This is a genomic window from Pseudomonas sp. Mn2068, from assembly GCF_049319725.1.
In the GTDB taxonomy this organism is placed as follows: domain Bacteria; phylum Pseudomonadota; class Gammaproteobacteria; order Pseudomonadales; family Pseudomonadaceae; genus Aquipseudomonas; species Aquipseudomonas gingeri.
In genome coordinates this window covers 734,084-756,215 of the sequence record NZ_JBMOUG010000002.1, presented here as the reverse complement: position 1 = coordinate 756,215, position 22,132 = coordinate 734,084, and the positions used below count along the sequence as shown (strand labels likewise).

Here is a 22,132-nt window from a genome sequence, read left to right as displayed (position 1 = left end):
GTTCGCAATGGCTTTGCAAAACTTGACGACAGCCTCCATTCAGCAAAGGTGTGGCTAGATGTTTCTAGCCCTGATCCGATTTCGGGGCGCCCCCTTAGCGACCGCCAGGACCGACATGAAGATTTATTCAGAAAGTCTTCACCTCTTTCTTGGCAAAATCCCACACCTGCTGTGAAGGTTCGTACGAGGCAACTGCAATGACCCGCATCCTGACCATCGAAGATGATGCTGTAACCGCCAAGGAAATCGTGGCCGAGCTGAGCAGCCACGGGCTTGAAGTGGATTGGGTGGACAATGGCCGTGAGGGCCTGGTGCGCGCCGTGAGCGGCGACTATGACCTGATCACCCTCGATCGCATGCTGCCGGAGCTCGACGGCCTGGCCATCGTCACGACCCTGCGGACCATCGGCGTCGCCACGCCGATCCTGATGATCAGCGCCCTGTCCGATGTCGACGAGCGCGTCCGCGGACTGCGGGCCGGCGGCGACGACTACCTGACCAAGCCGTTCGCCTCGGACGAAATGGCCGCGCGGGTGGAAGTACTGCTGCGGCGCAAGAGCCCGGCGCGGGAATTCGAAACCTCGCTGCGGGTCGCCGACCTGGAACTCAACCTGATCAGCCGCGAAGCCTCCCGGGCCGAGCAACTGCTGAGCCTGCTGCCCACCGAGTACAAGCTGCTGGAATTCCTGATGCGCAACACCGGGCAGATCCTGTCGCGGATGATGATCTTCGAGGAAGTCTGGGGTTATCATTTCGACCCGGGCACCAACCTCATCGACGTGCATATCGGTCGCCTGCGCAAGAAAATCGACGGTCCGGGCCTGGCGCCACTGATCCGCACCGTGCGAGGCTCGGGTTATGTCATTGCCGAACCCCTCTAAGGGCTGGCGCTCCTCCACCAGCCGTATGCTGGCGCTGTACAGTTTTCTCTTCGTGGCCTGGAGCTGCAGCCTGATGGGCGTGCTCTACTACGAGGTTTCCGGCTACCTCAACACCCTGGCGCGGCATTCGCTGATGCAGCGCCAGCATCTGTTCTCACGCTTCCAGGGCCAGCAGTTGGTCGACGCCCTGACCACCAGCATGACCTTCGACATGCGTGGCGTGGACGCCTACGGCCTGTTCAATGCGCAGAAAATGCACCTCAGCGGGCCAATCCTGGAAATGCCACCGGACCTGATCATGGACGGCCGCATCCACGAACTGGCCAACTGCATCGACTCCGACGACCCCAACCTGCCCCAGGACAGCTGCGACGCCGTCGCCACCCAGACCCATGACGGCAGCTGGTTGCTGCTGGTGCGCGACAACGGCTCGTTGTTCGGCGTGACCCGGATCATCCTGCACGCGCTGTTCTGGGCGGTGTCGCTGACCATCCTGCCCGGCGTGGCCGGCTGGCACCTGCTCAGGCGGCAACCGATCCGCCGGATCCGGGCGATCCAGGCCAGCGCCGAGGCCATCGTCGCCGGCGACCTCGGTCATCGCCTGCCGCTGTCCAACCGACGGGACGAGCTGGACATGCTGGCGGCCATCGTCAACGCCATGCTCGATCGTATCGAACGGCTGATGAACGAGGTCAAGGGCGTCTGCGACAACATCGCCCACGACCTGCGCACGCCCCTCACCCGCCTGCGTGCCCAGCTCTACCGCATCCAGCAACAGGCCCCGGAAGACTCGCCCGAGGCCCTGCAACTGGACGGCGTGATCGCCGAAACCGACACCCTGATGGCCCGCTTCAAGGGACTGTTGCGGATTTCCGAGCTGGAAGACCATCAACGCCGCTCGGGTTTTGTCGTGCTCGACCCGTTGCCTTTGCTACGCGAGTTGTACGACTTCTACCTGCCACTGGCCGAAGAGGCGGAAATCAGCATGCGCCTGGACCTGCCGGAGGCGCTGCCGTTTATCACCGGCGACCGCGCCCTGCTGTTCGAGGCACTGGCGAACCTGCTCAGCAACTCGATCAAGTTCACGCCACCGGGCGGTGAAGTGGTGTTGCTGGCGGCCAATGACGGCGGCAGTACGCGGATCGAAGTGATGGACTCGGGTCCCGGCATACCGCCATCCGAGCGCGACGCGGTGTTCCAGCGCTTCTATCGCTGCGACGACGGTAGCCAGCACAGCGGCTTTGGCCTCGGGTTATCGATTGTCGCGGCGATCATCAACCTGCACGGCTTCAGCCTGGAGATCGGTACCAGTGACCGGGCCGGAGCGCGGTTGATTCTGGAGTGCAAGGACAGTTTGATTGCGGTGGATTGAGTTCTGCGTGGTCAGCGATATCAGTGCTCAGTGAGCGATGGCGCTTGAAATACATGGATCAGCTTTCAGAGGAAATGATCGAGTCCTGACTGGACTCAGCATCCAGTTTCAAGCGATCAGCCTTGCTGATGTATTTAGGCTTGTTCTTCGGTGCCAGCTTGGCACTGGCCTTTTTGGCGTGAGCATCCAGAAGCTGCTTTATTTTTTTACGGCGATTCATGTATTTCTACTCGGTTTGCAGAGGCTGGAATGATACCAGACTCAAATATTGAACCAGACTCTCTGGGTCACGGCTTCGCCATGGACCACGCTTGCCAGGAGACAGGTCACGCCGCCTCGGTAGTGGCCACTCGCGCGGTGCGAATGAACAAGGCTCGCACCTTGTCCCAGAAATTGCCCCCCAGCACAAAAAAACTGCCGATCAGCATGAGATCGCCCAACAGCTGAAACTGCCAGAGGTTTGGCCGCAGCCCCGGCCAGATAATATCGACGTAGGGTTCAAGAAGGGCCGCGATCAGCGGCAGGCAAAACATGACGAGACCGACGCGATGCCGCACCGGGCCAACTTCAGTGTCCAGGCTCGGTGCCAGTGACGTCACGTAGCCGAACACGCTGCGCTTCAACTGCTGGAACCCGGCCTTGCCCATGACAGCGATAACCAGGATCAGCAGGACCTTGTTACTGATAAACAGGATACCCGTCAGCGCGGCAATTCTTGACCCCGGCATACCCAAGGCAGCCACCAGTGGAACCATCAGCCACGATCCCAGCATGAGACAAAGAATCACGATACCCAGCTTGAAACGCCAGCCGGCCGAATGGGGTTGGGTCGTCATGATGATGCACCTTTTTAATGGGTCGCTGCAGAGTGTTGGCACGCCGAAAAGCGTAGCAGCTGATATAGCATGCCAAGCTGTCTTCGTCAGGCAGTGACGAGGCCGATTGAGAACACCGGGCGTTTAGAGCAGTCTGTTGCGAATTGCCTTGAGCACGGCATCGATGTGCCAATGTTCGACCCCTATGCATATCGCTCCAGTCGCGTCGGGTAACAGTTCGACATTTGTCGCTATCCCGTGGTCCGCCAGCAATCGCTGTGCATCTTGAAGGTGCCTGCGCCTACCGGTGAGCCATTGCCGGCGCTCTCCTGAAAGCAGAGTCAGCGTTTGCGGATAGGTGCGCGCCAGTTTTTGCCGCAAGTTGATCATCGCGGGTTTATCGTCGACGAAAAATGCTGGGGTCAGCATATACAAATGACCTGCCGCCGCACGCAGGTCATACAGGTCTTGCAGGTATTCCTCAACACTGCCACCACTGGCGACCGTCTCAATCGCTCCGCTAATGACGTCGACCAAGTGGGCGTCGACGCCGACGTAGCAATATTCCGTCATACCGCGCACGACACAATCTTCGCTATTGCTACGAACCACCCAATAGTCGCCATTCGCGGACAGCTCACAAGACTGAATGACAAAACGCTCAGGTTCCCCATCCCTGAGAACGCCGTCGTATAGGGCGAGCACGATAGTGCAGGCCTGTTGTGCAGATAACATGGGATCGCTCTCTTGCTCAGTGAATGCAGGTCCTTTTCCATTCGCCGTATTCGCGATGAAGTCTTGCTGCGGACCGCCAGTATAAGGCTTCTTCGAACTGCGGGCTCAAGCGGTCGAGCCATCAAGAGTGCGGCCCTGGATAGTCATGACGTCATGCCCCTCCATGAGGAAGCGCCTGGCGTGGCCGGCACGTACGGCGTCTCCGGTGTCGGTCTCTATCCCGACGAGCGCCATCGCCACCTCGGCGGATGCACAGGCGCTCGACTTCACCTCGATGTATGCCGCACGCGGCTGGCTCAAGATGCAACCTCTACGAGGACTGGACTCCCAGCGCGACCGACACGCGATAGCCATGCCAGGGGATCTCTGGCTGTTTTCCATCGCTCGTAACCGGCAGCAATCGGCCAGAAGCTGCCGGTCAGTGCAGATAGTGTCTGGTTCTGAGAACTGGTAGAAAGGTAGGGTTTCTTGGACGGACGCCACTGTGAGAAAACTACGGACATTCATGCAGAGTGGTTACCTATAATGTCAACAAACTGCTCCAGTCGACCGGCCGCCTCGGCAACTTAGACGGGCTAAAGCCCATCCCCTTAACCAAACGGTAGAACGTATCACATGCATTTCGTCCGCATCGGCGCGTACTTTGCTGCTTCGCGCATCACCGGGCCTCGGCACAACCTCCTGCAACTGCGCCTGGGGGTTGGTGAGCAGTACGAGCCAATCTGTGAGTGCCTACCACCACAGGGGACATGTACCCACGAGCCATTGGTTGAGGCTGATATAGTTGCCAGCGTACTGGAGGGGGTCTTGGAGGCGAATCGGTGCTTTGGTACTTCACATGTCGTAACGCACATTCGGTACGTTCAAAACGACACCAAGCCTGAAGTTGTCTATGGCTTATTGGCCCTCAAAATTCTTGAACAGTTGCAGGTGGGCGGCACATTCGCTGAGAACAGCAATACCCTTTAACCCATCCTTCAGGCGGGAGTCTAGGCGGGTAGTTAAGAGGTAGTGAGAAAGGGTGGCTAGAAGTTAAAGCAGTCGTGTAATCTCGATTTTGGTCGGCTTCAGATCCTGGCGACAGGCTGCAATCGGCCAACAGCGGACGGTGGTAACGGGCAGAAAATGGCCAATGGTGGAGGTTCATTCAAGGGCTTTTCCCATCCTGAAACAACCTTCATCGCTGCTTCTGAATTGTTTTATATGCTTGAAGGCTCAATCTAATATGGTGCAGTTCCTTTACTTCTGGCCGATTGCGATCTTCATGATCATATAATCTAAACATTTACATCCATGGGAAGTGGTGTCAGCATATATTTGATTTCCATGTTTTCTGGTCAGAGAATGTCGTCACCAGCTTGTACATCACTCGATCAATTGCAGAAATAAACTGCTCTACATCTTCAATTCGCTTTATTACGTCTAATGGCGAGACACCTGGAATTTGTCCTGTGTGTGCTAGCTGACTTCTCAAGCTTCCTAACGATTCTAGCAGGCTCTGAGAGTTGCTTTTCAAAACGATATCAAGTTTCGTGAAAATTTTTGGCTCACCAATCCTGTGGAATATTTTTTTGATGTTCTCAACGGAAGGATACTTGTAATTTGTAAAAATATCTTTTCCTGTGAATCTGAATATCGTTTTTGAGTTGTCGACGACCGTGCCAGCGTGAGTCTTCAGCGATCTTGCAACGGATGTGAGCGATTCAAATTCAGAATGCGTCCCGATTGCATTGCCATAAATTTTTGTTTTGTCAATCCTGTTGAGGAATAAGTGGGCCTGGAGATTCTCTGGGATTTCTGACCCTTTGATTGGCGCAGACTGAAGGCCATTGGCAAACGCTGAAAAAATATCAGATATATAGTTTTCCAGAGTTGCGTGAGCCAGAAAAATTGACGCTGCTATCACGTATTCTCTGATTGTTGGTTCTACTTTTTTGTTTTGCGACTTCCTTATTCTGGATTTAATTTCCTTAAATTCTGACCTTGTGGTCTTTCTTGCAGCGCTGATTGAGTATGGCATTTCAGGCTTTTTTCTTATAAGCGTTTTGTATTGCTTGGGATCGATATTTAACTTGGGTTTCGTCGCTAGTTGCTACGCCGATCGAGCGACGAAATCTTTGATCGTTTTCGACCAGTTTCCCCAGGATGGATTGAGATTCTTTTTGAGTTAATTCAGCAAGAGTGTTGGTTGATCCGAGCTCATAAAAGCCGACCATCAAAGCATCATATAGCGCAGAATTGAAGTTACTAATTATATTGAGATCCCCATCAAACAATTTGAATGTAAGATCTCCAAGATACGTCCTTACCAAGCTCAAAGTATCAACAAAGCTTTGAAGTAGCGCAGCCTTTCGCTTCTCCGTTATCTTCCTATTCGAGTCCGAGAAGTCATTGATGAAAGTCGCCAGCGGCTTCTTGTAATTTGTATGATTTTCACTAAGAGCCCAAAATCTCAAAACAAGCTCTTCAGCTTTCATACGCTTGTCATTTTTTATTTCAAGAGCAGTGAGAAAGTTTGAATCCTTAACTGCTTTAGTGGCGAGAGACATTAAATCGCCAAAATAGAGCCCATGTCTAAGCTCTTGCGGAGTAAGCTTCGTGGCACCCGAGTTTAATCGTTCAAAAACGTCAAATTTAACTTGGGGGGTGAGTATCTTTTAAAATAACAATACATCTTAGGGTGCGATTCTGGATGTGACGCTGAAAACGCGGATCAAGTTCAAAAAATCGGCTTCCATCAAGCTCGGGGTATGCGGTCAGTCCTTTTAGCGGAAACTCGTTGCTAAAATATTTTCGCATCGTAGTTAGACGCTGATTCCCGTCTATCACCGAGAGCTTTTCGTCGGACTCTTGATTTAAGTAAATAACTGGTATTGGGCATTGAATTATCAGGGACTCTATTAGTCGAGACGCTTGTGCATCAGACCACACATAGCGCCGCTGAAATTTCGGTATGAAAATTGACCCATCATTGAGCTTTTCAACAATGGTTTCAACAGTAAAATCGTAAGTCTCAGTATGCAACTTTCTCTGCTCAGGTGGTATTGAGAGTACACCATCTGCAAAATCGTCCTGTTCCAAAGCCTCAGGAAAGAGTACATCTGCTAACTGCTCTGCTGTGCGCTTGCCGGCCATCGTATTGCCCCCCCCAAAATTTCACTAGCATGACTCGTAAAGTGCAAAGGATCAAGCATTTACTCGACCACATAGAAAAGGCTTGGCTAAGTCCGCTGCTGATCGGAAGCTGCCATTCTTGACCAGCCGCTTCCGGCAAAAGCCGTGAGTGGACGCTATTCAGGCTGCTCTCTTCCACTTGCCTAGCTGTCCTTGAATAATTGACCCACCATAATTCAGGAGTCGGCTAATAGTGCGGTTGATTGGATTCCATCTCTCCGAGCCAGCCATACGTTCCCTTGAGCCACAGGAATATGCTATCGAGCACGTCTCTTAAATGCCTGATGTTGATGTGCGTGACGCCAGGGAGATGTTCTTTTCCATGCTTGGTCGTCGCGTAACGAAATGCCATGGAATCAGGATCTACATTGTCCAATTGGCGAATAAAATCGTGAGCCGCGATAATCTCAGTTTCTGGTTGGCTTGGATCAAGGTCCTTCATCAGCTTACGGAATTCCGACCACATCGGCATCAATGAATGCTTGTCATAGTTCCTGGGCTTTAAGCCTGTTAAGTTACGAACTGTCGACAACATGAGCTTCAACTGCAGCTCTAAGGCATGGCGGTACAGGAATAGCAAAGGATAGATTCCGGAATCTAGCGGTACTTTACGATCTGCCATCGCCTCCACCAAGCCATCGGCAGCGTCTTTGTAGGCAAAGGCGTAGAGATCTGCACGAAAGTTGGACCAGTTCAGCATTGCATTGTGCTGCCAGTCTTCTCCTTTGATAAACAGTTGCAGTCCGGCAAAATCAGACGGCCATCGGGTGTTCTCGAGTAATGAATCAAGAGGGATCTGGCTTTTGTCGGTCATTGTATTTTCTCGAAATTATGAGGTTTCCGTATAAGTCGCCACTATTTTAGGTGATCTTTCGAGTGTCTGCTCCTGGCCGTTTTTTGCCTCACGCGACGGGTAGAAATCGGCCAATTGGTAACGCAACAGTGGTCTCCCGTATGACCTTCGCAAAACGTAACCCTCGAAAGCTCACTTAAGTACGGCGCTTGGTGGCCGATAGCCTCTCCGTAATTACGCACACGCAATGAGTAAGTGGGCCGCAACGCTGGCCACTCGAGAACACGACACACAGGGATTGCTCGTATGGGTTGGGAGAAACTGATCGTTGCTGGAGCCGCAGCCGCGGTCGCGGCTAGCGTTGCTTACTGGAAACGTGACGAAATCAAAGATGTCTGGGAGAGCCTGATCATCAACCTCCAAGGCAAGCGCGTGGCGGTGTTGGGAGAGCGGAATGTCGGCAAGACAGTTCTATTGAGGTTTCTTGCCAGTGGCGAGGTTCCCGACGAATACATACAAACCATGTTGACCGAGAAAGTCGAACGAAAACGGTTTGCAATGGGTGACCTGAAGCTGGATCTGAAAGAGACCCGAGACGTTTCCGGTGGGCATGATGCAATCGAGGAATGGAAAGCACTGCACGATGAAGCTGACATCGTCCTTTATCTGGTCAATGCTCAACAGGTGAATCAGCAACGCATCAGGCGCGACCTCGAAAAGCTTGAAAGCTGGCGCAAGGCACGGGCGCCCCAACCCAAACTGGTCGTGATCGTCACGCATATGGATCTCGACCCGACGTACGTCGCCACACCCGCGTCCGGTCTTGGGCATTTCCGTGATCGCTTTGTCAAACTCAACCTTGACGCGGGCCTGTCGAAACTCAGCCATAGGCCGCCAATCATTCTCGGCAGTCTGGTGAATCGAGACCAGGCGGCCAAACTCGTCGGGACGTTGATCAAGACGGTGACGGCATGATGCACGCGAAGGTTTTCCAGGCTCAAGCGCTGGACAACAGCTCTTCGGACCATTTGCGCTTGGCGGAGCATGGCGTCGAGCTTCGCAGCCCGATCCGGGAGCAAACGTATTCCGGAATGGCCAGCATCAGTGCCCAAGGCACCGTCCTGTTCGCACAGGATGGCGTGAAGCTGCTCGTCAAAGGCAACGCAGCTGTATTGCAAGTCGTCGCAGAGGAACGCGACCATGCGGGCCGCTTGGCGCCAGTCGTGTGCTGGGTCGAGCAGGATACCGAACAGGGTTCAGAAGCTAGTGGTGTCGATGCGGTGTGGGCGTCGCTTGAGCAGTTCGCTACCGCCATCGGGCGCAGCTTTTCCGAACCCAAACGGTTGGCCGCGCGGGAGGCGCTTGAGCTACTCGCAAAAAAGCAGCCGAGCCAGAGCTTGATAGCCCTGGCGATAGCACTTCTGCAGCGCGAATGGGCTGCGTGGCTCAAACGCGTGCTAGCGGCATTGAAGAATTTCGGCAAGTGAACGAACAGAACACGCGCATCGCGCGCAAGGGGAGCAATGTGACAACAGGTAGGATTCCGCTGGACCATAGCGCGCGCAGGGTCATGCTGGTGTTGGATGAAAACACAATCAATGAGTGCTTGTACGACCTTGAGCCAGAGGCCAGAGGTTTTCTATTCGATCCCCAGTCGCACATCGTACAGTACCCCCTGGCGGCCGATGAGCCGGATAGCCAGGCGCTGCAGAACATTATCGATGCCGACTTGCTGCGGCCAGGCGCGGTACTCTTGCAGAGCCCGTATGACCGCAACGCCTACGTGGACCTGAGCCAGGCAACCGATCAGTTCGCAATAGAGAAGCTCCGGCATTTTTCGCGGCTCTGCCAATACCTGGGGGCTCGGGACGTTACCGTTGAGCAAGTCGAGGTCAGCAAGGACTCCTCGTCCGAAGTGTACGAGTTGAACGGTAAAGCTCCTGCCGCCAACCTCGATTTCAAGGTCGAAAACAAGGCGAGCAGTTCACTGGCCAGAAAGTTTTCTATCAATACCGCATTTCGCGGAGGCAGGCCCAACACCGATGCCGCCGAAAAGTACTTACGCGGCAAACAGCTCTGGGGCGATGTGGTGATGCGCAGCCTGGTCGAGCAATGCGCTGATGAAGACAACCAGATCCTTGAGCAGAAGGTGACGATCAGCCTTTCGAGCGAGTCGAAACGTACCTTAGGCGTAGTGGCCAAGCTCAACCTACCAGCCAAGGGACTTGGACTGACGGCAAGCTATTTGGCCAGCGCTCAGTCCAGCGAAGAGTACCTTCTGACCTTGACGGTGAAGTTTGACGCCCCTGAAACCGATAGATTTTAGAGGCATGCCGCCAAAGCCCCCGAGATAAGTTAGCAGTATTGGAATTGGACTGAGGAGCCACGCATTAGCGGGGCTTTTTATGATGTTGGCGTTGTAATACAGATATTTTCGCTGTTTGCTGTCGCAGGACTGCTTGAGGTGATCTGGAGATTTACCAAGCCGTCGCGCGTCCGGCAGCAGCCCTTCAGAAGATGATGCGGTCCTAATCGTGCTGATAATTTCTACGCAGCTAACCGTTGGGTCGCTACGGGCCGCTTTTGGCCGATAACAAGCGTTGCCCGAAGCGTTCCTGCAACTGAACACTTAGCCTCTACAACGGGATGAGGGCATCTGGCGCAGGTGTCATGCACTCACTCCTTCATTCGCAGGTACGGATTGTCATAGGGCACCTCACTGAAGATCAGCAGAGGATCCTTGAGCAGGTAGCCTTTGATGTTCCGGGTTTTGCGTGGGCCCTGGACCTCGCAGATCCATATGTTCTCGTCGGCTTCACTCCTGTGGTGTACACCCAGTTTCTCGAAGCAGCGTTGTAGCCAGCGCCAATCAGTGGTGCCTTGCAGCTTTGCAGCCCGGGCGACCTCGGGGTGCTCGTCGGTGTAGCACTGAAAGATGCCTGGGGAGATCAGAAAGGCTGTACCGGCCACGCTGTGAACCTTGGCGGTCGCATTGTTGACCGTGATCCTGTTGGTGAGGATGCCTTTGCGCAGCCACTGGATGAAGGCCTTGCCCAGGGCTTCAGCGGGCGTATCGGACGGTGAGGATCGGGCAGTGGTTGGAGTGGTTTTCCTCTTCGGCAACGCAGGGGTGGCTGCGGACTCGGGAGCGAGCTTGGCAGCCGGCTCAAGGACGTCCTCCGAGGGCCTCATTGAAGGGGCCGGCACGTAGGCAGGAACCTGATCAGCGTGGCTGTTGGTATCGTGGTCGGTATCCTGCTGGGGATCGTTCTGTGCCCATTGCGGAGCATGATCGTCGTGATCCGGGACATCGGTGATGTAGTGAGGCGGCGTATCGAATGCCATCTCCTCCTGTGCATGGGGTTGAGGCCACTGGGGTGATGTGTCCCAACTGGGAGGCAGCTCGGGTGGACAAAGCTCAGCGGTGGTTTCCTGGCGCGTTTCAGCGTGACCGGTAGGCTCGCCCTCCTCGTTCTTCTCGGTGGTCACCTCGACGGTGACTGAGCCCGCAAAGGCCGGTGGTCGCTCGGTCTTTTCCCAGATCAGTGCAGGTGCCACCTTGAGGAAGGTCAGGGTCTTTTTCCATTTTCCGTTTTGAATCGTGGCGGTCCAGATCGCCTGGCCTTCGGGGTTGACCTGAATGATCGAGTTGTCTTGAAGGATGTTGAACAGGATGGGGTTCGAAGACGGAATGCCCTCCGCGCCCTGGGACAGCAGATGAGCCCGGAGTTTGTCGGCCACCGGCTTGCTGACGAGCCATAGCGCGTCTTCGGTCAACCAGCCGTCCGAGGCGCGGGATTGGTTGAGTTTCAGTTGCTCGCAGACCAGATAACGCAGCCCCTCGATCAGCCGCCGTTGCAGAGATGATTTGGGCGCGGTCAGGGCTTTGGTCGGGTTGCCGCCCAACTCCTTGGCGACCGATGCCTGGTCCGCCTGAATGACCAACTCCCCCAGAAGACCGGCGTGTTCGTACTGCCCAGCCATGACATAGGTCAGGGCACTCCAGGGCTCACGGTAGGTGATCAGCCAGTTGAGGGTGGTGTGAGGCAGTATCTGGGTGAAGAGCAGGCCTGCCGAAGCGCCATGGAGCTTGTAGGTGCGGTCTTTGACGTACCTGAATCGGTACGGTCGGTTGAGTGGCCCCATCCAGGGGTGCCATAGGCTGCCATTGGACAGCTCCACCTCGACATCGACGATGATCTTGCCGATGTCGTGCAACAGGGCCGCATAGGCAATGGCCACGGTCCAGGCCTCCGTTTGGGCAGCCTGGGCCTCTGCCCCGGCCCCTATCGGCAGCAGGTGGGACTGTCGCAGCTTCAGGGCGTAGACCATGATCTCCAGGCCGTGGTCGAGCATGCCGCCGGGATACGCATGATGATGGTTTTCCGAGGCGGGCAATTGCTGGACCAGTTCGGCGTAGCGCTCGATGGGCACCCGATAGAGTTCCTCGAACTGCTGGCGTGACAGTGAGGTGCGCTGCCAGATCTGCCCCAGCAGCTTTTCCCGGCGCGGGGTCGAAAGCAGTTCGCTCGCCGACTGGGGCTGGAAGTATTCGGCGGGGAGTTCGCCCTTGTTCGGCGTGGGAGATACGGCAGGTTTTTTCAGCAGCCAGCGCCAAATCATTCAGGTGTCATCCGTGTTCATGGAAATGCAGTCCTTTTCCTTTTCGGTTCCAGGGAGGCCTTTTCGGGTAGGCCTTTTACCCTTCGCTTTGCTTCCCTTACTCCCCCCTTCCTTTTCTCCTTTGCGTTATGACCTTTTCGGGCCCAATGCCTCCATGGGAAAACGGGGTTGGGGCGTGAGGGTTTTGCCAGAGCCTGGTGATGAAGTGAGTTGTCCTACGCGCACCATCGAAGAAGCGGACTGGACCTTCATGGATTGCTTTCCCATGCTGGAGGCGTGTTCTGCTGGCATTGTCAGCGACATTTCCGGGTAGTCATGATCTAGGAGGCTACAGCGCGTTCTTCGCGTTGATCGACCCAGGCCGCTGTCGCGTTCAGTAATGCGGTCACTTCTCAGCCTTGCTGATGAGCGGACGCATGCTGCACCACCCGTTGGGGGAAGTTACTTTCCCCTCGGGGTCAGTGCTTCCCCCTTTCCATGTTGAAAAGGAGAAGCACATGAGTGACATCAATAGCGAAGAAAAGAAGTACTTCAACCAGCACACTTACGGTTTGGGGTATCTGAGCAATGTACGGACGATTACGCCTCCCAAAGGCGATCCGTATCTGCTGGTCAAAGTGGGGGCGCTGTATGGTCCCGAGGATGATCGCAGCTACACCTACTTTGACTGCCGAGTGATCGGTACCGCTGCAAAAGAAATCGTCAAAAAGTGCGCCCAGGCCACCAACTCAGGCGAAACTGTCCTGGTACGGTTCATTCTGAGTGGCATCTGGGTCGTGCCCTTCATCCATCAGCAGGGCGAGAAGCAAGGTCAGCCAGGAGCGAGTCTTCGGGCCAACCTGCTGTCTGTGCTGATGGTGATGATCAACGGCGACGTGATCTACAGCGCGCCACCCAAGGAAGAAGACGCTGATTCAGCCCCATTGGCACCTGCTGCTGAGGCTGAAGCCATTGACTCTCCTGATGCGGCGCAGGCTTCTGGTACACCGTGTGTTCCGGAGGCCACCGTTGCAGGGGCTGACTCGATCCCACCGGCAGACGCTGATGAGGTTGGGGGCAGTGATCATCCGGGGGCTATTGAGGCGCCAGAGGTATTGGCATCGTCGAAGCAATCGGAACACCTGACAGGCACACAGCACGTGGCCTGACCTTCACGCTTTCAAGGCGCCCTCACCGGCGCCTTCTTTTACCCGCGGGGGAATACGTTTCCCTCGGGAAAGGTAGTCCTCCTTGATGTTGAATGGAGGTCAGTACATGGGTATTTCTATCACTGTGGTCGATGGCGCTGTGCCTGAGGCGATGTCGTGTGCCGAGGAAGATCGGGTGATTGAGCGGGCGATGCAGATCCTGGATCGCCGGTTGTTCACACGGGAGGGTCCGTTGCTTAACCCGTTGCAGGTCGGCAGCTATCTCAAGATGAAGCTGGCTGCGGTGGACCATGAGGTTTTCGCCGTGGTCTTTCTGGACAACAAGCACCAAGTCCTGAAGTTTGAGGTGTTGTTTCATGGCTGTATCAACGATGTACGGGTTCACCCCCGGCAGATCATCAAGCGAGCCCTGGCACACAATGCCTCGGCCCTGATCGTGGCGCATAACCATCCCTCGGGATGTGCGCTGCCAAGCGAAGATGATCGCAGGCTGACTCGGCACCTGAAGAACGCCCTCGAGCTGATGGAGATGAGGTTGCTGGACCACATCATCGTAGCCGCCGGTTCTCCGCTCTCCATGGCTGAACGAGGCATGCTGTAAGTCCGATAAAAGCGTCCACCGGGCGCTTTTCAAGTGACACGCGCCACTGAAGAGGTCGAAAGGCACGATCAGTGGCAGGTCATAAACCAAGCTTAGGCCTACAGCAGCCTAGGCAACGTCTGACTGTTCGACTCTGTGGTTTTGAGTCGACTATCAGGCATGGATTGATGTCGTTAGGAGCGTCACCCCGGTAGCCAGGATCTTCAAGGCTACGGTGCGCTTCGGGCGCACTGATCACCCCAAGTTTGCCAAGCAATCGCACGTGCGAACGGTCGTCGAGATGAGTCGTCGACACAGTGCTTGGCCCCACCGACGACGGTCACTCACCGTCAGGTGGGCGCCCGTTGTCGCACGCTGACTGCAGGAGAAACTATGAATCCATCGGCTATATTTTTCGATGTTCTACAATCCGCCAATGTAAGTCGAGACGACGCAAAAGCTGTTGTTGAAGCTTGGGAGGCTGAAGTGCAAACACTGGCATCAAAGTCCGACCTCTCGGAAACGGAGGCACGACTGAACAGGTCAATTTCAGAGCTCAGGGAAGAGCTTCACTCCTCGATCAAGGAGCAGGGTTACGAATTCCGCTTGGCGATCGAGAAACAAAGCGCCTTGATTGAAAAGCAAGGCAGTGATTTTCACCTGGCGCTGGAAAAACAGGGAAATGACCTTCGCCTTGCAATGGAAAGACAAGGTAACGACCTGAGGGAGTCACATTTAAGCCTGGAGTCGAGATACAAGCTCGCCAATTGGCAGTTTGGCATCATCATTCTCTGCTTGGCCATTCCGGTCGGTAGAGAGGTCCTCAACTTCCTTGCCAACACCTTCAAGTTCTGACGATACGCGTCAACTCTCGGCTGCCAGGTTCCTGCCTGTGGCCTACCAGCAATAACGCACGGGCATTGCCCACGCGCTGATGTACCACCTATTTTGCCCATGCGGGGAACACTCCCCGTGCGGGCGACGTGTCTCCCCGTTTTGGGTTTTTCTGGAGAGACACATGAAGATCGAAACGCCTACTGAGCAACAAGCACAGCTACTCAAACTGCCTATCGTTTTCAGTGAAAGCGCCTGGTTTGAAACCATTTATATCCAGGGGCCTTTGGCTCCACTGCTGATGTCCTTTCTTCAGCGTGACGCAATCCGAGCAGCCTGCGAGGCGATTTGTCAGTGCACCTCGGACGAAATCCCGGCGTTCTATGACTTCGAAATTGAGTGTGATGTTCTTGACGGAGATCGACTGGAGCTGCGCCTTGCCGTCGTGCGTATGCAGGGGCAACTACAGGGGCTGCAAATCATGCTCAGGCATGAGGTCTATGTGCCTGAACAACGTGTGCCAGGATTGTTCTTCTCTCCCGGCCATATCCTGACAACCCGAGGCGTGGATGCGCTGAAGGAGCAAGGTCTGCTGGATGCATCGACCTACCTGCGCCGTCACCTTATTGGTGATTGGGGAGACCTGGGCGATGAAGACAAGCAGGCCAACGAGCAGGCGCTGTTACATGGCACGCGCTTGTTCTCAGCGTACGAGGTGAAGGCCGGAGAGGAAAACAGGCTCAAGATCATCACCGAAGCGGACAGAAGTTTTACCACGCTGCTCCTGTCCTCGGAGGACTGATTCACCACCCTGCCCCAGCCTGGCTGAGGCTCATGAACCGTCTGCTCACCTCTTGGGGTGAGTAGGCGGTTTTCTCTCTTTTAAGGGCAGCAGCGCTTTCATTACAGATTGCCCCCTCCCTGAAAACCCTCTCAAACCCACACACTACAGGGATGAAAACGTGAATGGGGAAGCCTCACTTGCCACTACTGGAAAAGCGCATCAGCAGCCACCCGGCGGTGCGGGTGCTCATGTGCCTAGGACTCGAAGTGCTGTTCAGCTATTAGGTTGCATCAGCCGTGATGCAATTCGATGTAGTCGAATGTGATGTCAGTGGCCGATCACATTCAAAGGAATTGAAATGACAGCGTCGCCCCCAGTAGGGAGAGCTCGGCCAATATCGCGCAAGGTAAAAAGCCACCCTCTTGCTCATCAGAATGTTTAACTGGCAGCACCAGATCGACCTCAAGAAACTCTGGTTTAACCTTACCGCAGGCGTCCCGGATCTTGTCAAAGCCCCCCAGATGGGACCAGAGCGCCGGAATCATTTCATCAATTCTGCAATCGTGCGCGCACTCAACTGAGTACCTGACAAATGATCACTTCAACAGGCTCTTCACTCCTGGCTTGGGCGGTTCGCCACGACTGCCAGACTCTGAAGGAGCCCGTCCCATGATCGACTCAACCTGCGCGGTCGACAGCTCGAACCCTCGCAGGCTCAATGCTACTGACTTAACCGGTTTAGGCCGCCCGCTCATAAAGCCTCCTTGTCTCCCCCTGGAACACCATTCCAGAGCCAGTTTTTTCCTGTTGTCTTATCCCGGTAGATATCAACACCACCTTCCCCGCGCCCTTTTTTTGCATCATGGGCGTCATCATAACCCGCGTCCTGCGCTGATTTGCCCTGTATTGTTGCGGGTGTAATTCACGGCAACGTTGTCGGGGTAGCCAACTGCGGGGCACCCATTCAGCGATGCCTGAGAGCTCAGAACATAAATACAGACAGCCAGCTACTTCCTGTTTCACTGGGCAACAAACTAATTGACTCAGGCATTACAAATGGTGTCATCATTCATCCTAAACAACCCCATCAACCGGATGGAGCGCGTCTTGGGCAAGATAATTAAGACCACGGTAGGGATTTTCATTACTTTAGCCTTACTACTCATTATTTATATTGCTTTCCTAGCAATAGGAAGCTGGCAACAGGGATATACATGGAAAGAGATGGATTGGTCCAATAGAGGAAAAACCTCTCTTTCTGACTTTTTTTCAGCTGGCGACATTGGAAAACGAGAAATCGTCGTTGACGGAAAGAAATGCTTCGAATACTACTCCTACAAGGATGGACTTACGGTAAAAACGCTATGCTCCAGCCCTAAGTAAGATGAAATTTTTCTATTTTCGAATATTCCAAAGTACAGAGATCACAGCGGGAGTCAATCGAATGAGCCGCCAGGGCTTAAACTACCTCCAGGTGCTCATAACATCCAATAGAGTAAAGGCTGCTGGTAAATGAGGTGACAGAGAAGGTCTTTGCACCTCACATAAACGAGAGGACTGGGTGGAGGGATGATGACCTTCGGGTACATAGGCGCGAACCCATTAAGAGGAGCTGCCCCCCGAGGGTTAGATGGGCGAGAGACCTTCTTCCCCGTGGACAGAAGCACTGTCACACTTGATCCAACAGGAACCGGCATCCTCAGTAAGTCGGCCGACACCTGGACCTTCATCTCAAACACCAACGAGCGGTTCATTTTCGACAGGGATGGACGGCTCACCACCCAAATCGATGCTGCGGGGCGAGCGCAACAGCCGATCTATACCAATGGCTTCGTCAGGCCCTCTTGCTAAAGGATGTAATCATGGACCTACACAAGATAAGCAACCATAAGAGTGAGATTGACGGTCAGTTCCCTGCCTTCGAACCAATTCAGGGAGAGGAATTGACCACACTCAAAAACAAGATTTATAAAATTTTCTCCAAAAAATTCAATATAGATCTTCCTCTCGACATGGTAAAAACCCAGGAAATAGTGAGTTCTAGATTTCCGAAAAACGCCTCTGAGGAAAATTTCTCTCTCAGTGAAGCTTTTGAGTATTTCGGCACACACCCAAAAGATCAAGTGTATGTCAACTGGGGAAAGTTTGATGACATTGACCGTATGCCTACATCAGATCTCATCAGAGCATTCTCAAGTGTCTGGTACTCCGAATCAGATGACATAGAAATTTTTGACGAAGACCTCTCTTGGATGGTAGCAGTTGCTCACGATGGGACTGTAGAATTACGATTCTCGTTCTGAATCTTGTCACGCCTTGCATTTCAAACCATCACGGGGCCGGCAGTGAAAGCCAGGCCCCAGACGGTCCGCTCAATAGCCAGCCCATAATGCCCCCCCTGATGACTGCAGGCCTTTCGCTAAGCCACAGCCCGGCTCAAAATCAAAAGGATGCCCTTTGGGGACGATTTCAATTGATCAGATGCCAAGTCTGGATAAAGATGACCTGCATGGCGTGAAGGATGGTGTAAACATGAATTCATATACATTTAGTGTTTCCTTGAGGTTCTCTGGTCCTGACTTCGACCCGAGGACCGTGGCTGATTATCTTGAGCTTGAGCCTAAATGGGTCCATGAAAAAGGATTACCCAGGGTATCTCCTAGTGGAAAAATACTAGGTGGAACATACGAAGAAAGCTATTGCTCTTTTCCTCTATGCAAAAAGCGCGACGGAAACCTATATGAATTTCTACTAACCGAATTAAATAAAATTAAACATCACTCAGAAAAAATAATAAAGCACACATCGCTTGGAAACTCCGTCGAGTTCTTTATTGGCTGGTATGGAAGTGGAAATATTGGCGAGACCTTCAAGAGCGATCTCATGTCACGCCTAGGCGAACTAAATATTGATTTGAGCTTGGACATTTACCAAATCTAGGGGACTTTATAAGTTTAGACCCCAACCATAAAATATACCTACCTAGACTTATTGATTTGTTACCCCCCCTTTTCAAAATGAGAAAATTATAGAGCCATACCTCACCTCACCTCACCAACCAATATTACTAACGACGCCTTATTTCCGGTAGTACTGGTATCTGGCTTCCCTTCGAATCGTGCGTCGCATCCCAGTTCCACCACCCCAGAGGGCCGTAAACCCGGTTGTACCATTGGGTCTTGCGAGCCTTTTGCGCAAGGTAGCCGGGGGTGCTCATGCCGAAGACTTCCAGCGGAAAATCATCCTTCATGTCCAGGAGCCAGAAGTCGGGGAAGAACTCGCCCTCGGCGGCGTCGTAGCGCAGTGGTTTTTCGAAGCTGCGGCCGGCGGCGGTCAGCCTTTTCTCCAGGGTGGATTCATAGTCGGAGTCCAGTGGTATCCAGCGCTCGCTGATGTGCATCAGCGCCAGGTCCGTCACCTGGGCGCTGGCCTGGCCCTTTCCGACCTCGACAGAGAGTTGAGCGATGACCATGACGCGTTCACCGCGCTTCCAGGCGCCTATCTCGGTCCTGAAGCGCTTCTGGGCGTCTTCCCATACCTCATCAGGTACGGAATGCCATAGGGGCCTGCCAGCGGCAGCTTGGGCAATGCAGCGACGTGCTTGCTGGCGTCAAAGCGTGCCAGGTGCGAGATGACCACGGCACGGCGGCCTTTCTGGATCACTGCCTCCACAACGGCCCTATTGGCCGTTTCAGCACTGGGAGTGCTCGCTTGCAGCTGGCCACAGGCGTTGTAGATAGTTCGCTCCATGATCACACCCCCCTAGTAATTACAGCATAAACCACGATTATAAGATCAAGCCAGGCGATAAAATATATCACCTTATAAAATCGATAATAAATCTTACCAAAAGGCGCCCCAATGGACTTTCGATACCCCCCGTACATATACAAAGTCCACGAAAGACCGGGAAAGAAAAAAATAATACTCAACAACATAATCACCCCCCCTAAAAGACTAAAAGTAAGTCCTCACCGTTCTTTCAAGCTTGAACTCGCATAAGCTTCCAAGGGACTCAGGAAGGACTCGATCACGCGCCGCTTATCCGTTTTCACCTCTGCCATCACCGCCCCGGAGACCGCGAAACCTCCTGGCCTTATACGGTGACCTTGTCTTTGAGCAATCGGATCCTGCTGCGGTAATCGGGCCGCGCTTTTCGTCTTCAGTGGCCTCCCCGTCTCCAAGTAGGTCTCCGCGGGATTGGCTTGGTAGGTAGTTCCGCTGCACACGCGCATTAGCGCGGGTGCATCACGCTCCAGCCGTGTCGATTCGATGGTTGCGCTGGTCGTGATCGCCAGAAGCCGATTCGCCCGGGCCCGGGGAATGGCTTCCCGCTGCGCCTCGAATCCTACACGGGCTACGTTGATTTCGGAGTTATTGGTGGCCGCTTCCTGGTACACAGACATAAGCTGCGTACGGTCCGAGGGCGATGAGGCTGATTGCGCCGCGAACACACTGGCAGGTGCCATGCACGTCATCAAGAAGACGCAATACCTGCCGGTCATGAACAAGTCCTTTTGTGAGGCCGAAGGAGATATAAGGGCATAGTGGCCTCGCGAGCGAGGAAATTATGCTAGAGCCTGTTGCAGGTCAAATTTTTCGCTTAAGTCATACTTTAAACTTTAGAAAACCTGTTACTCAGAACGCTAAAAAATCGCCATGCCCCGCTTAAAAAACATCAAACTGTTTTAAGGCGAACATCATAGCAATTATGAGAAAAGTAAATCCTGTCATGGTAGTCCATTGAGTTTGCGCAGTATTAGCAAACCAAGAACCTCTGGAGGGGTACTTGCCCAACGTCACCAACTTGACTATCGGCCACCCAATAGGAAAGCAAACAGCAGTGACAATCAAACCTGCCAATACATCTCCCATTCAATAGCGCCTCCCTCTATCCATTAGCAGCCCCCACAGCATACCTACACACACTAAAGGCACCTAGAAGTTTTGCTTCTACAGCTGCCAAACACGGTTTGTAACACGACCCTGTCAAACACTGATTTTGAATGTGCCTTTTTCGGTTCCCTGGCAGATCAACAGGCTGAGCAGGGGGGTGATTATTTAGGTAGCTCAGGTAGTTGGATGTCACGTTCACCAGCCATGACATCCCAGCTCCACCACCCCAGAGGACCGTAAACCCGGTTGTACCATTGGGTCTTGCGAGCCTTTTGCGCAAGGTAGTCGGGGGTGTTCATGCCAAAGACTTCCAGAGGAAAATCATCCTTCATGTCCAGGAGCCAGAAGTCGGGGAAGAACTCGCACTCGGCAGCGTCGTAGCGCAGTGGTTTTTCGAAGCTGCGCCCGGCGGCGGTCAGTCTTTTCTCCAGGGTGGATTCGTAGTCGGAGTCCAGTGGTATCCAGCGCTCGCTGATGTGCATCAGCGCCAGGTCCGTCACCTGGGCGCTGGCCTGGCCCTTTCCGGCCTCGACAGAGAGTTGAGCGATGACCATGACACGTTCGCCGCGCTTCCAGGCGCCTATCTCGGTCCTGAAGCGCTTCTGGGCGTCTTCCCATACCTCAGGGACCATCTTCAGGTACGGAATGCCGTAGGGGCCTGCCAGCGGCAGCTTGGGCATTGCAGCGACGTGCTTGCTGGCGTCAAAGCGTGCCAGGGGCGAGATGACCACGGCACGTCGGCCTTTCTTGATCACTGCCTCCACAACGGCCCTATTGGCCGTTTCAGCACCGGAGCGCGGTGTGGCGCACAGCAGGAGCACTTCGCTGAGCATCACTCGACCGGCCTTGATGCGTCGTGCTGTCTTGCGCAGCACGCCATGGACCTGACCGCTGTTGCGCTTGCCCTCCATGGCTGGGTACCAGATGTTCAGTCGGGCTTCCTGCCACAGTAGGCAGAGCAGGCCCAGGAGTGTCATGGAGCGTTTGCGGTCGCCGGCGCCGGGTCTATGGGTGACACCGTCCCTGCCGGCACTCCCGGTCCTGGCTGGCAGTTCAACCAAGCCACGGGCCAGTCGGACCCGCAGTGTCCCGTCGTCGCCCTCCTCGACCACACCGGCTTCATAGCCCTGCATGCCTGAGCGCTCAGGTGCTGGGGCGTAATAGCGGCATTCGTTGGCGTGCTCGGGGCCTGTACCGGCGAATCGGGCCAGGTGGAAGCCATCGGTTTCATCGCAGCGTTTGATCGCCAGCTTGCGGTCGCCCTTGCCTGGGCAACGGCACACGGCGTGGGTGCGGCCATAGGCTTTTTCGAGCACGGCCTTCCAGCCGCAGGCGAACGCGTCCTGGGTCTGGAAAGCCGTCGAGAAGGGTTTGCCGTCAATCACGATCGGGAATCGCTCATACACCATGCCAGGGCTCTCCTTGCCTCAATCCATCATTCAGCGGGCGCTGTTGATCGACTGTAACCCTGCCAATGGTGCAGCTCTAACTGCCAGG

At 54.4% G+C, this 22,132-nt stretch carries 26 protein-coding genes; 13 read left to right on the top strand and 13 right to left on the bottom strand.

Going from position 1 to position 22,132, the window contains the following annotated elements; all coding sequences use genetic code 11:
• Positions 1–197 precede the first annotated feature (197 nt).
• Together ACL9RJ_RS07820 and ACL9RJ_RS07815 are read left to right on the top strand one after the other, a co-directional pair.
• Positions 198–881: a response regulator transcription factor gene (locus ACL9RJ_RS07820; RefSeq protein WP_017126654.1), complete on the top strand. Its 684-nt coding sequence runs from the start codon at positions 198–200 to the stop codon at positions 879–881.
• Entirely contained in the window at positions 859–2,253 is a 1,395-nt protein-coding gene (locus ACL9RJ_RS07815; protein ID WP_177066085.1) for a sensor histidine kinase, read from the top strand. Before ACL9RJ_RS07820 ends, ACL9RJ_RS07815 begins: the two co-directional genes overlap by 23 nt.
• A 58-nt stretch (positions 2,254–2,311) precedes the next feature.
• On the opposite strand, the gene ACL9RJ_RS07810 is transcribed toward ACL9RJ_RS07815, so the two are convergent.
• The 4 genes from ACL9RJ_RS07810 to ACL9RJ_RS07795 form a co-directional block, all read right to left on the bottom strand.
• Complete coding sequence (locus ACL9RJ_RS07810; RefSeq protein ID WP_017126656.1) at positions 2,312–2,473, bottom strand: DUF2986 domain-containing protein; 162 nt, start codon at positions 2,471–2,473, stop codon at positions 2,312–2,314.
• Positions 2,474–2,579: 106 nt separating this feature from the next.
• Entirely contained in the window at positions 2,580–3,089 is a 510-nt protein-coding gene (locus tag ACL9RJ_RS07805; RefSeq protein WP_017126657.1) for a transporter suffix domain-containing protein, read from the bottom strand.
• A 123-nt stretch (positions 3,090–3,212) separates the two neighbouring features.
• Positions 3,213–3,803: a hypothetical protein gene (locus ACL9RJ_RS07800; protein ID WP_422765112.1), complete on the bottom strand. Its 591-nt coding sequence runs from the start codon at positions 3,801–3,803 to the stop codon at positions 3,213–3,215.
• Positions 3,804–3,908: 105 nt separating this feature from the next.
• On the bottom strand, positions 3,909–4,103 hold the full coding sequence (locus ACL9RJ_RS07795; RefSeq protein WP_422765111.1) for a hypothetical protein: 195 nt from the start codon (positions 4,101–4,103) through the stop codon (positions 3,909–3,911).
• A gap of 315 nt (positions 4,104–4,418) precedes the next feature.
• On the opposite strand from ACL9RJ_RS07795, the gene ACL9RJ_RS07790 reads away from it, so the two are divergent.
• Entirely contained in the window at positions 4,419–4,772 is a 354-nt protein-coding gene (locus ACL9RJ_RS07790) for a hypothetical protein (RefSeq protein ID WP_422765110.1), read from the top strand.
• 337 nt (positions 4,773–5,109) lie between these two features.
• On the opposite strand, the gene ACL9RJ_RS07785 is transcribed toward ACL9RJ_RS07790, so the two are convergent.
• From ACL9RJ_RS07785 to ACL9RJ_RS07770, 4 genes are all read right to left on the bottom strand, one after another.
• Complete coding sequence (locus ACL9RJ_RS07785; RefSeq protein ID WP_422765109.1) at positions 5,110–5,823, bottom strand: HEPN domain-containing protein; 714 nt, start codon at positions 5,821–5,823, stop codon at positions 5,110–5,112.
• Position 5,824: 1 nt separating this feature from the next.
• Complete coding sequence (locus tag ACL9RJ_RS07780) at positions 5,825–6,352, bottom strand: hypothetical protein (RefSeq protein WP_422765108.1); 528 nt, start codon at positions 6,350–6,352, stop codon at positions 5,825–5,827.
• An 85-nt stretch (positions 6,353–6,437) separates the two neighbouring features.
• Positions 6,438–6,938 carry a DUF262 domain-containing protein gene (locus tag ACL9RJ_RS07775; protein ID WP_422765107.1) on the bottom strand — a complete coding sequence of 167 codons (501 nt, stop codon included), beginning with the start codon at positions 6,936–6,938 and terminating at the stop codon, positions 6,438–6,440.
• 226 nt (positions 6,939–7,164) lie between these two features.
• Positions 7,165–7,791 (bottom strand): hypothetical protein, encoded by a 627-nt coding sequence (locus tag ACL9RJ_RS07770; RefSeq protein ID WP_422765106.1) that lies wholly within the window; start codon positions 7,789–7,791, stop codon positions 7,165–7,167.
• Between the two features lie 285 nt (positions 7,792–8,076).
• Here ACL9RJ_RS07770 and ACL9RJ_RS07765 point away from each other — a divergent pair, with 285 nt between their 5' ends.
• The 3 genes from ACL9RJ_RS07765 to ACL9RJ_RS07755 are packed head-to-tail and all read left to right on the top strand — an operon-like array spanning position 8,077 to position 10,096.
• Entirely contained in the window at positions 8,077–8,745 is a 669-nt protein-coding gene (locus tag ACL9RJ_RS07765; RefSeq protein ID WP_422765105.1) for a GTPase domain-containing protein, read from the top strand.
• Positions 8,742–9,257, top strand: a complete 516-nt coding sequence (locus ACL9RJ_RS07760; protein ID WP_422765104.1) for a hypothetical protein — start codon at positions 8,742–8,744, stop codon at positions 9,255–9,257. The genes ACL9RJ_RS07765 and ACL9RJ_RS07760 overlap by 4 nt, the downstream gene beginning before the upstream one ends.
• Positions 9,254–10,096, top strand: a complete 843-nt coding sequence (locus ACL9RJ_RS07755; RefSeq protein ID WP_422765103.1) for a hypothetical protein — start codon at positions 9,254–9,256, stop codon at positions 10,094–10,096. Before ACL9RJ_RS07760 ends, ACL9RJ_RS07755 begins: the two co-directional genes overlap by 4 nt.
• Before the next feature lie 350 nt (positions 10,097–10,446).
• Here ACL9RJ_RS07755 and mobH read toward each other — a convergent pair whose 3' ends face one another.
• Entirely contained in the window at positions 10,447–12,393 is a 1,947-nt protein-coding gene (gene mobH / locus ACL9RJ_RS07750; protein WP_422765102.1) for a MobH family relaxase, read from the bottom strand.
• Positions 12,394–12,890: 497 nt separating this feature from the next.
• Between mobH and ACL9RJ_RS07745 the strand changes: the two genes are divergently transcribed.
• The 4 genes from ACL9RJ_RS07745 to ACL9RJ_RS07730 all read left to right on the top strand — a co-directional run bounded on the left by ACL9RJ_RS07745 (position 12,891) and on the right by ACL9RJ_RS07730 (position 15,757).
• On the top strand, positions 12,891–13,541 hold the full coding sequence (locus tag ACL9RJ_RS07745) for a DUF3577 domain-containing protein (RefSeq protein ID WP_422765101.1): 651 nt from the start codon (positions 12,891–12,893) through the stop codon (positions 13,539–13,541).
• Between the two features lie 106 nt (positions 13,542–13,647).
• The gene (gene radC / locus ACL9RJ_RS07740) at positions 13,648–14,142 is read left to right on the top strand and encodes a RadC family protein (protein WP_422765100.1); all 495 of its coding nucleotides are present in this window, start codon (positions 13,648–13,650) and stop codon (positions 14,140–14,142) included.
• A gap of 372 nt (positions 14,143–14,514) precedes the next feature.
• Positions 14,515–14,976, top strand: a complete 462-nt coding sequence (locus tag ACL9RJ_RS07735) for a DUF1640 domain-containing protein (protein WP_422765099.1) — start codon at positions 14,515–14,517, stop codon at positions 14,974–14,976.
• A gap of 163 nt (positions 14,977–15,139) precedes the next feature.
• Positions 15,140–15,757 (top strand): hypothetical protein, encoded by a 618-nt coding sequence (locus tag ACL9RJ_RS07730; protein WP_422765098.1) that lies wholly within the window; start codon positions 15,140–15,142, stop codon positions 15,755–15,757.
• Positions 15,758–16,083: 326 nt separating this feature from the next.
• On the opposite strand, the gene ACL9RJ_RS07725 is transcribed toward ACL9RJ_RS07730, so the two are convergent.
• A complete protein-coding gene (locus ACL9RJ_RS07725) occupies positions 16,084–16,284 on the bottom strand; it encodes a hypothetical protein (protein WP_422765097.1) in 201 nt (66 codons plus the stop codon).
• 562 nt (positions 16,285–16,846) lie between these two features.
• On the opposite strand from ACL9RJ_RS07725, the gene ACL9RJ_RS07720 reads away from it, so the two are divergent.
• The 3 genes from ACL9RJ_RS07720 to ACL9RJ_RS07710 all read left to right on the top strand — a co-directional run bounded on the left by ACL9RJ_RS07720 (position 16,847) and on the right by ACL9RJ_RS07710 (position 18,679).
• On the top strand, positions 16,847–17,122 hold the full coding sequence (locus ACL9RJ_RS07720; RefSeq protein ID WP_052328575.1) for a hypothetical protein: 276 nt from the start codon (positions 16,847–16,849) through the stop codon (positions 17,120–17,122).
• Positions 17,123–17,601: 479 nt separating this feature from the next.
• Positions 17,602–18,042 (top strand): hypothetical protein, encoded by a 441-nt coding sequence (locus tag ACL9RJ_RS07715; RefSeq protein ID WP_017126673.1) that lies wholly within the window; start codon positions 17,602–17,604, stop codon positions 18,040–18,042.
• A gap of 229 nt (positions 18,043–18,271) precedes the next feature.
• Entirely contained in the window at positions 18,272–18,679 is a 408-nt protein-coding gene (locus ACL9RJ_RS07710) for a DUF4279 domain-containing protein (protein WP_177116375.1), read from the top strand.
• 127 nt (positions 18,680–18,806) lie between these two features.
• Here ACL9RJ_RS07710 and ACL9RJ_RS07705 read toward each other — a convergent pair whose 3' ends face one another.
• The 3 genes from ACL9RJ_RS07705 to ACL9RJ_RS07695 all read right to left on the bottom strand — a co-directional run bounded on the left by ACL9RJ_RS07705 (position 18,807) and on the right by ACL9RJ_RS07695 (position 22,044).
• The gene (locus ACL9RJ_RS07705; protein WP_103033084.1) at positions 18,807–19,328 is read right to left on the bottom strand and encodes a DUF1173 family protein; all 522 of its coding nucleotides are present in this window, start codon (positions 19,326–19,328) and stop codon (positions 18,807–18,809) included.
• A gap of 382 nt (positions 19,329–19,710) precedes the next feature.
• A complete protein-coding gene (locus tag ACL9RJ_RS07700; protein WP_103033085.1) occupies positions 19,711–20,244 on the bottom strand; it encodes a hypothetical protein in 534 nt (177 codons plus the stop codon).
• 552 nt (positions 20,245–20,796) lie between these two features.
• Positions 20,797–22,044 carry a DUF1173 family protein gene (locus ACL9RJ_RS07695; RefSeq protein WP_422765096.1) on the bottom strand — a complete coding sequence of 416 codons (1,248 nt, stop codon included), beginning with the start codon at positions 22,042–22,044 and terminating at the stop codon, positions 20,797–20,799.
• Between the last annotated feature and the right edge of the window lie 88 nt (positions 22,045–22,132).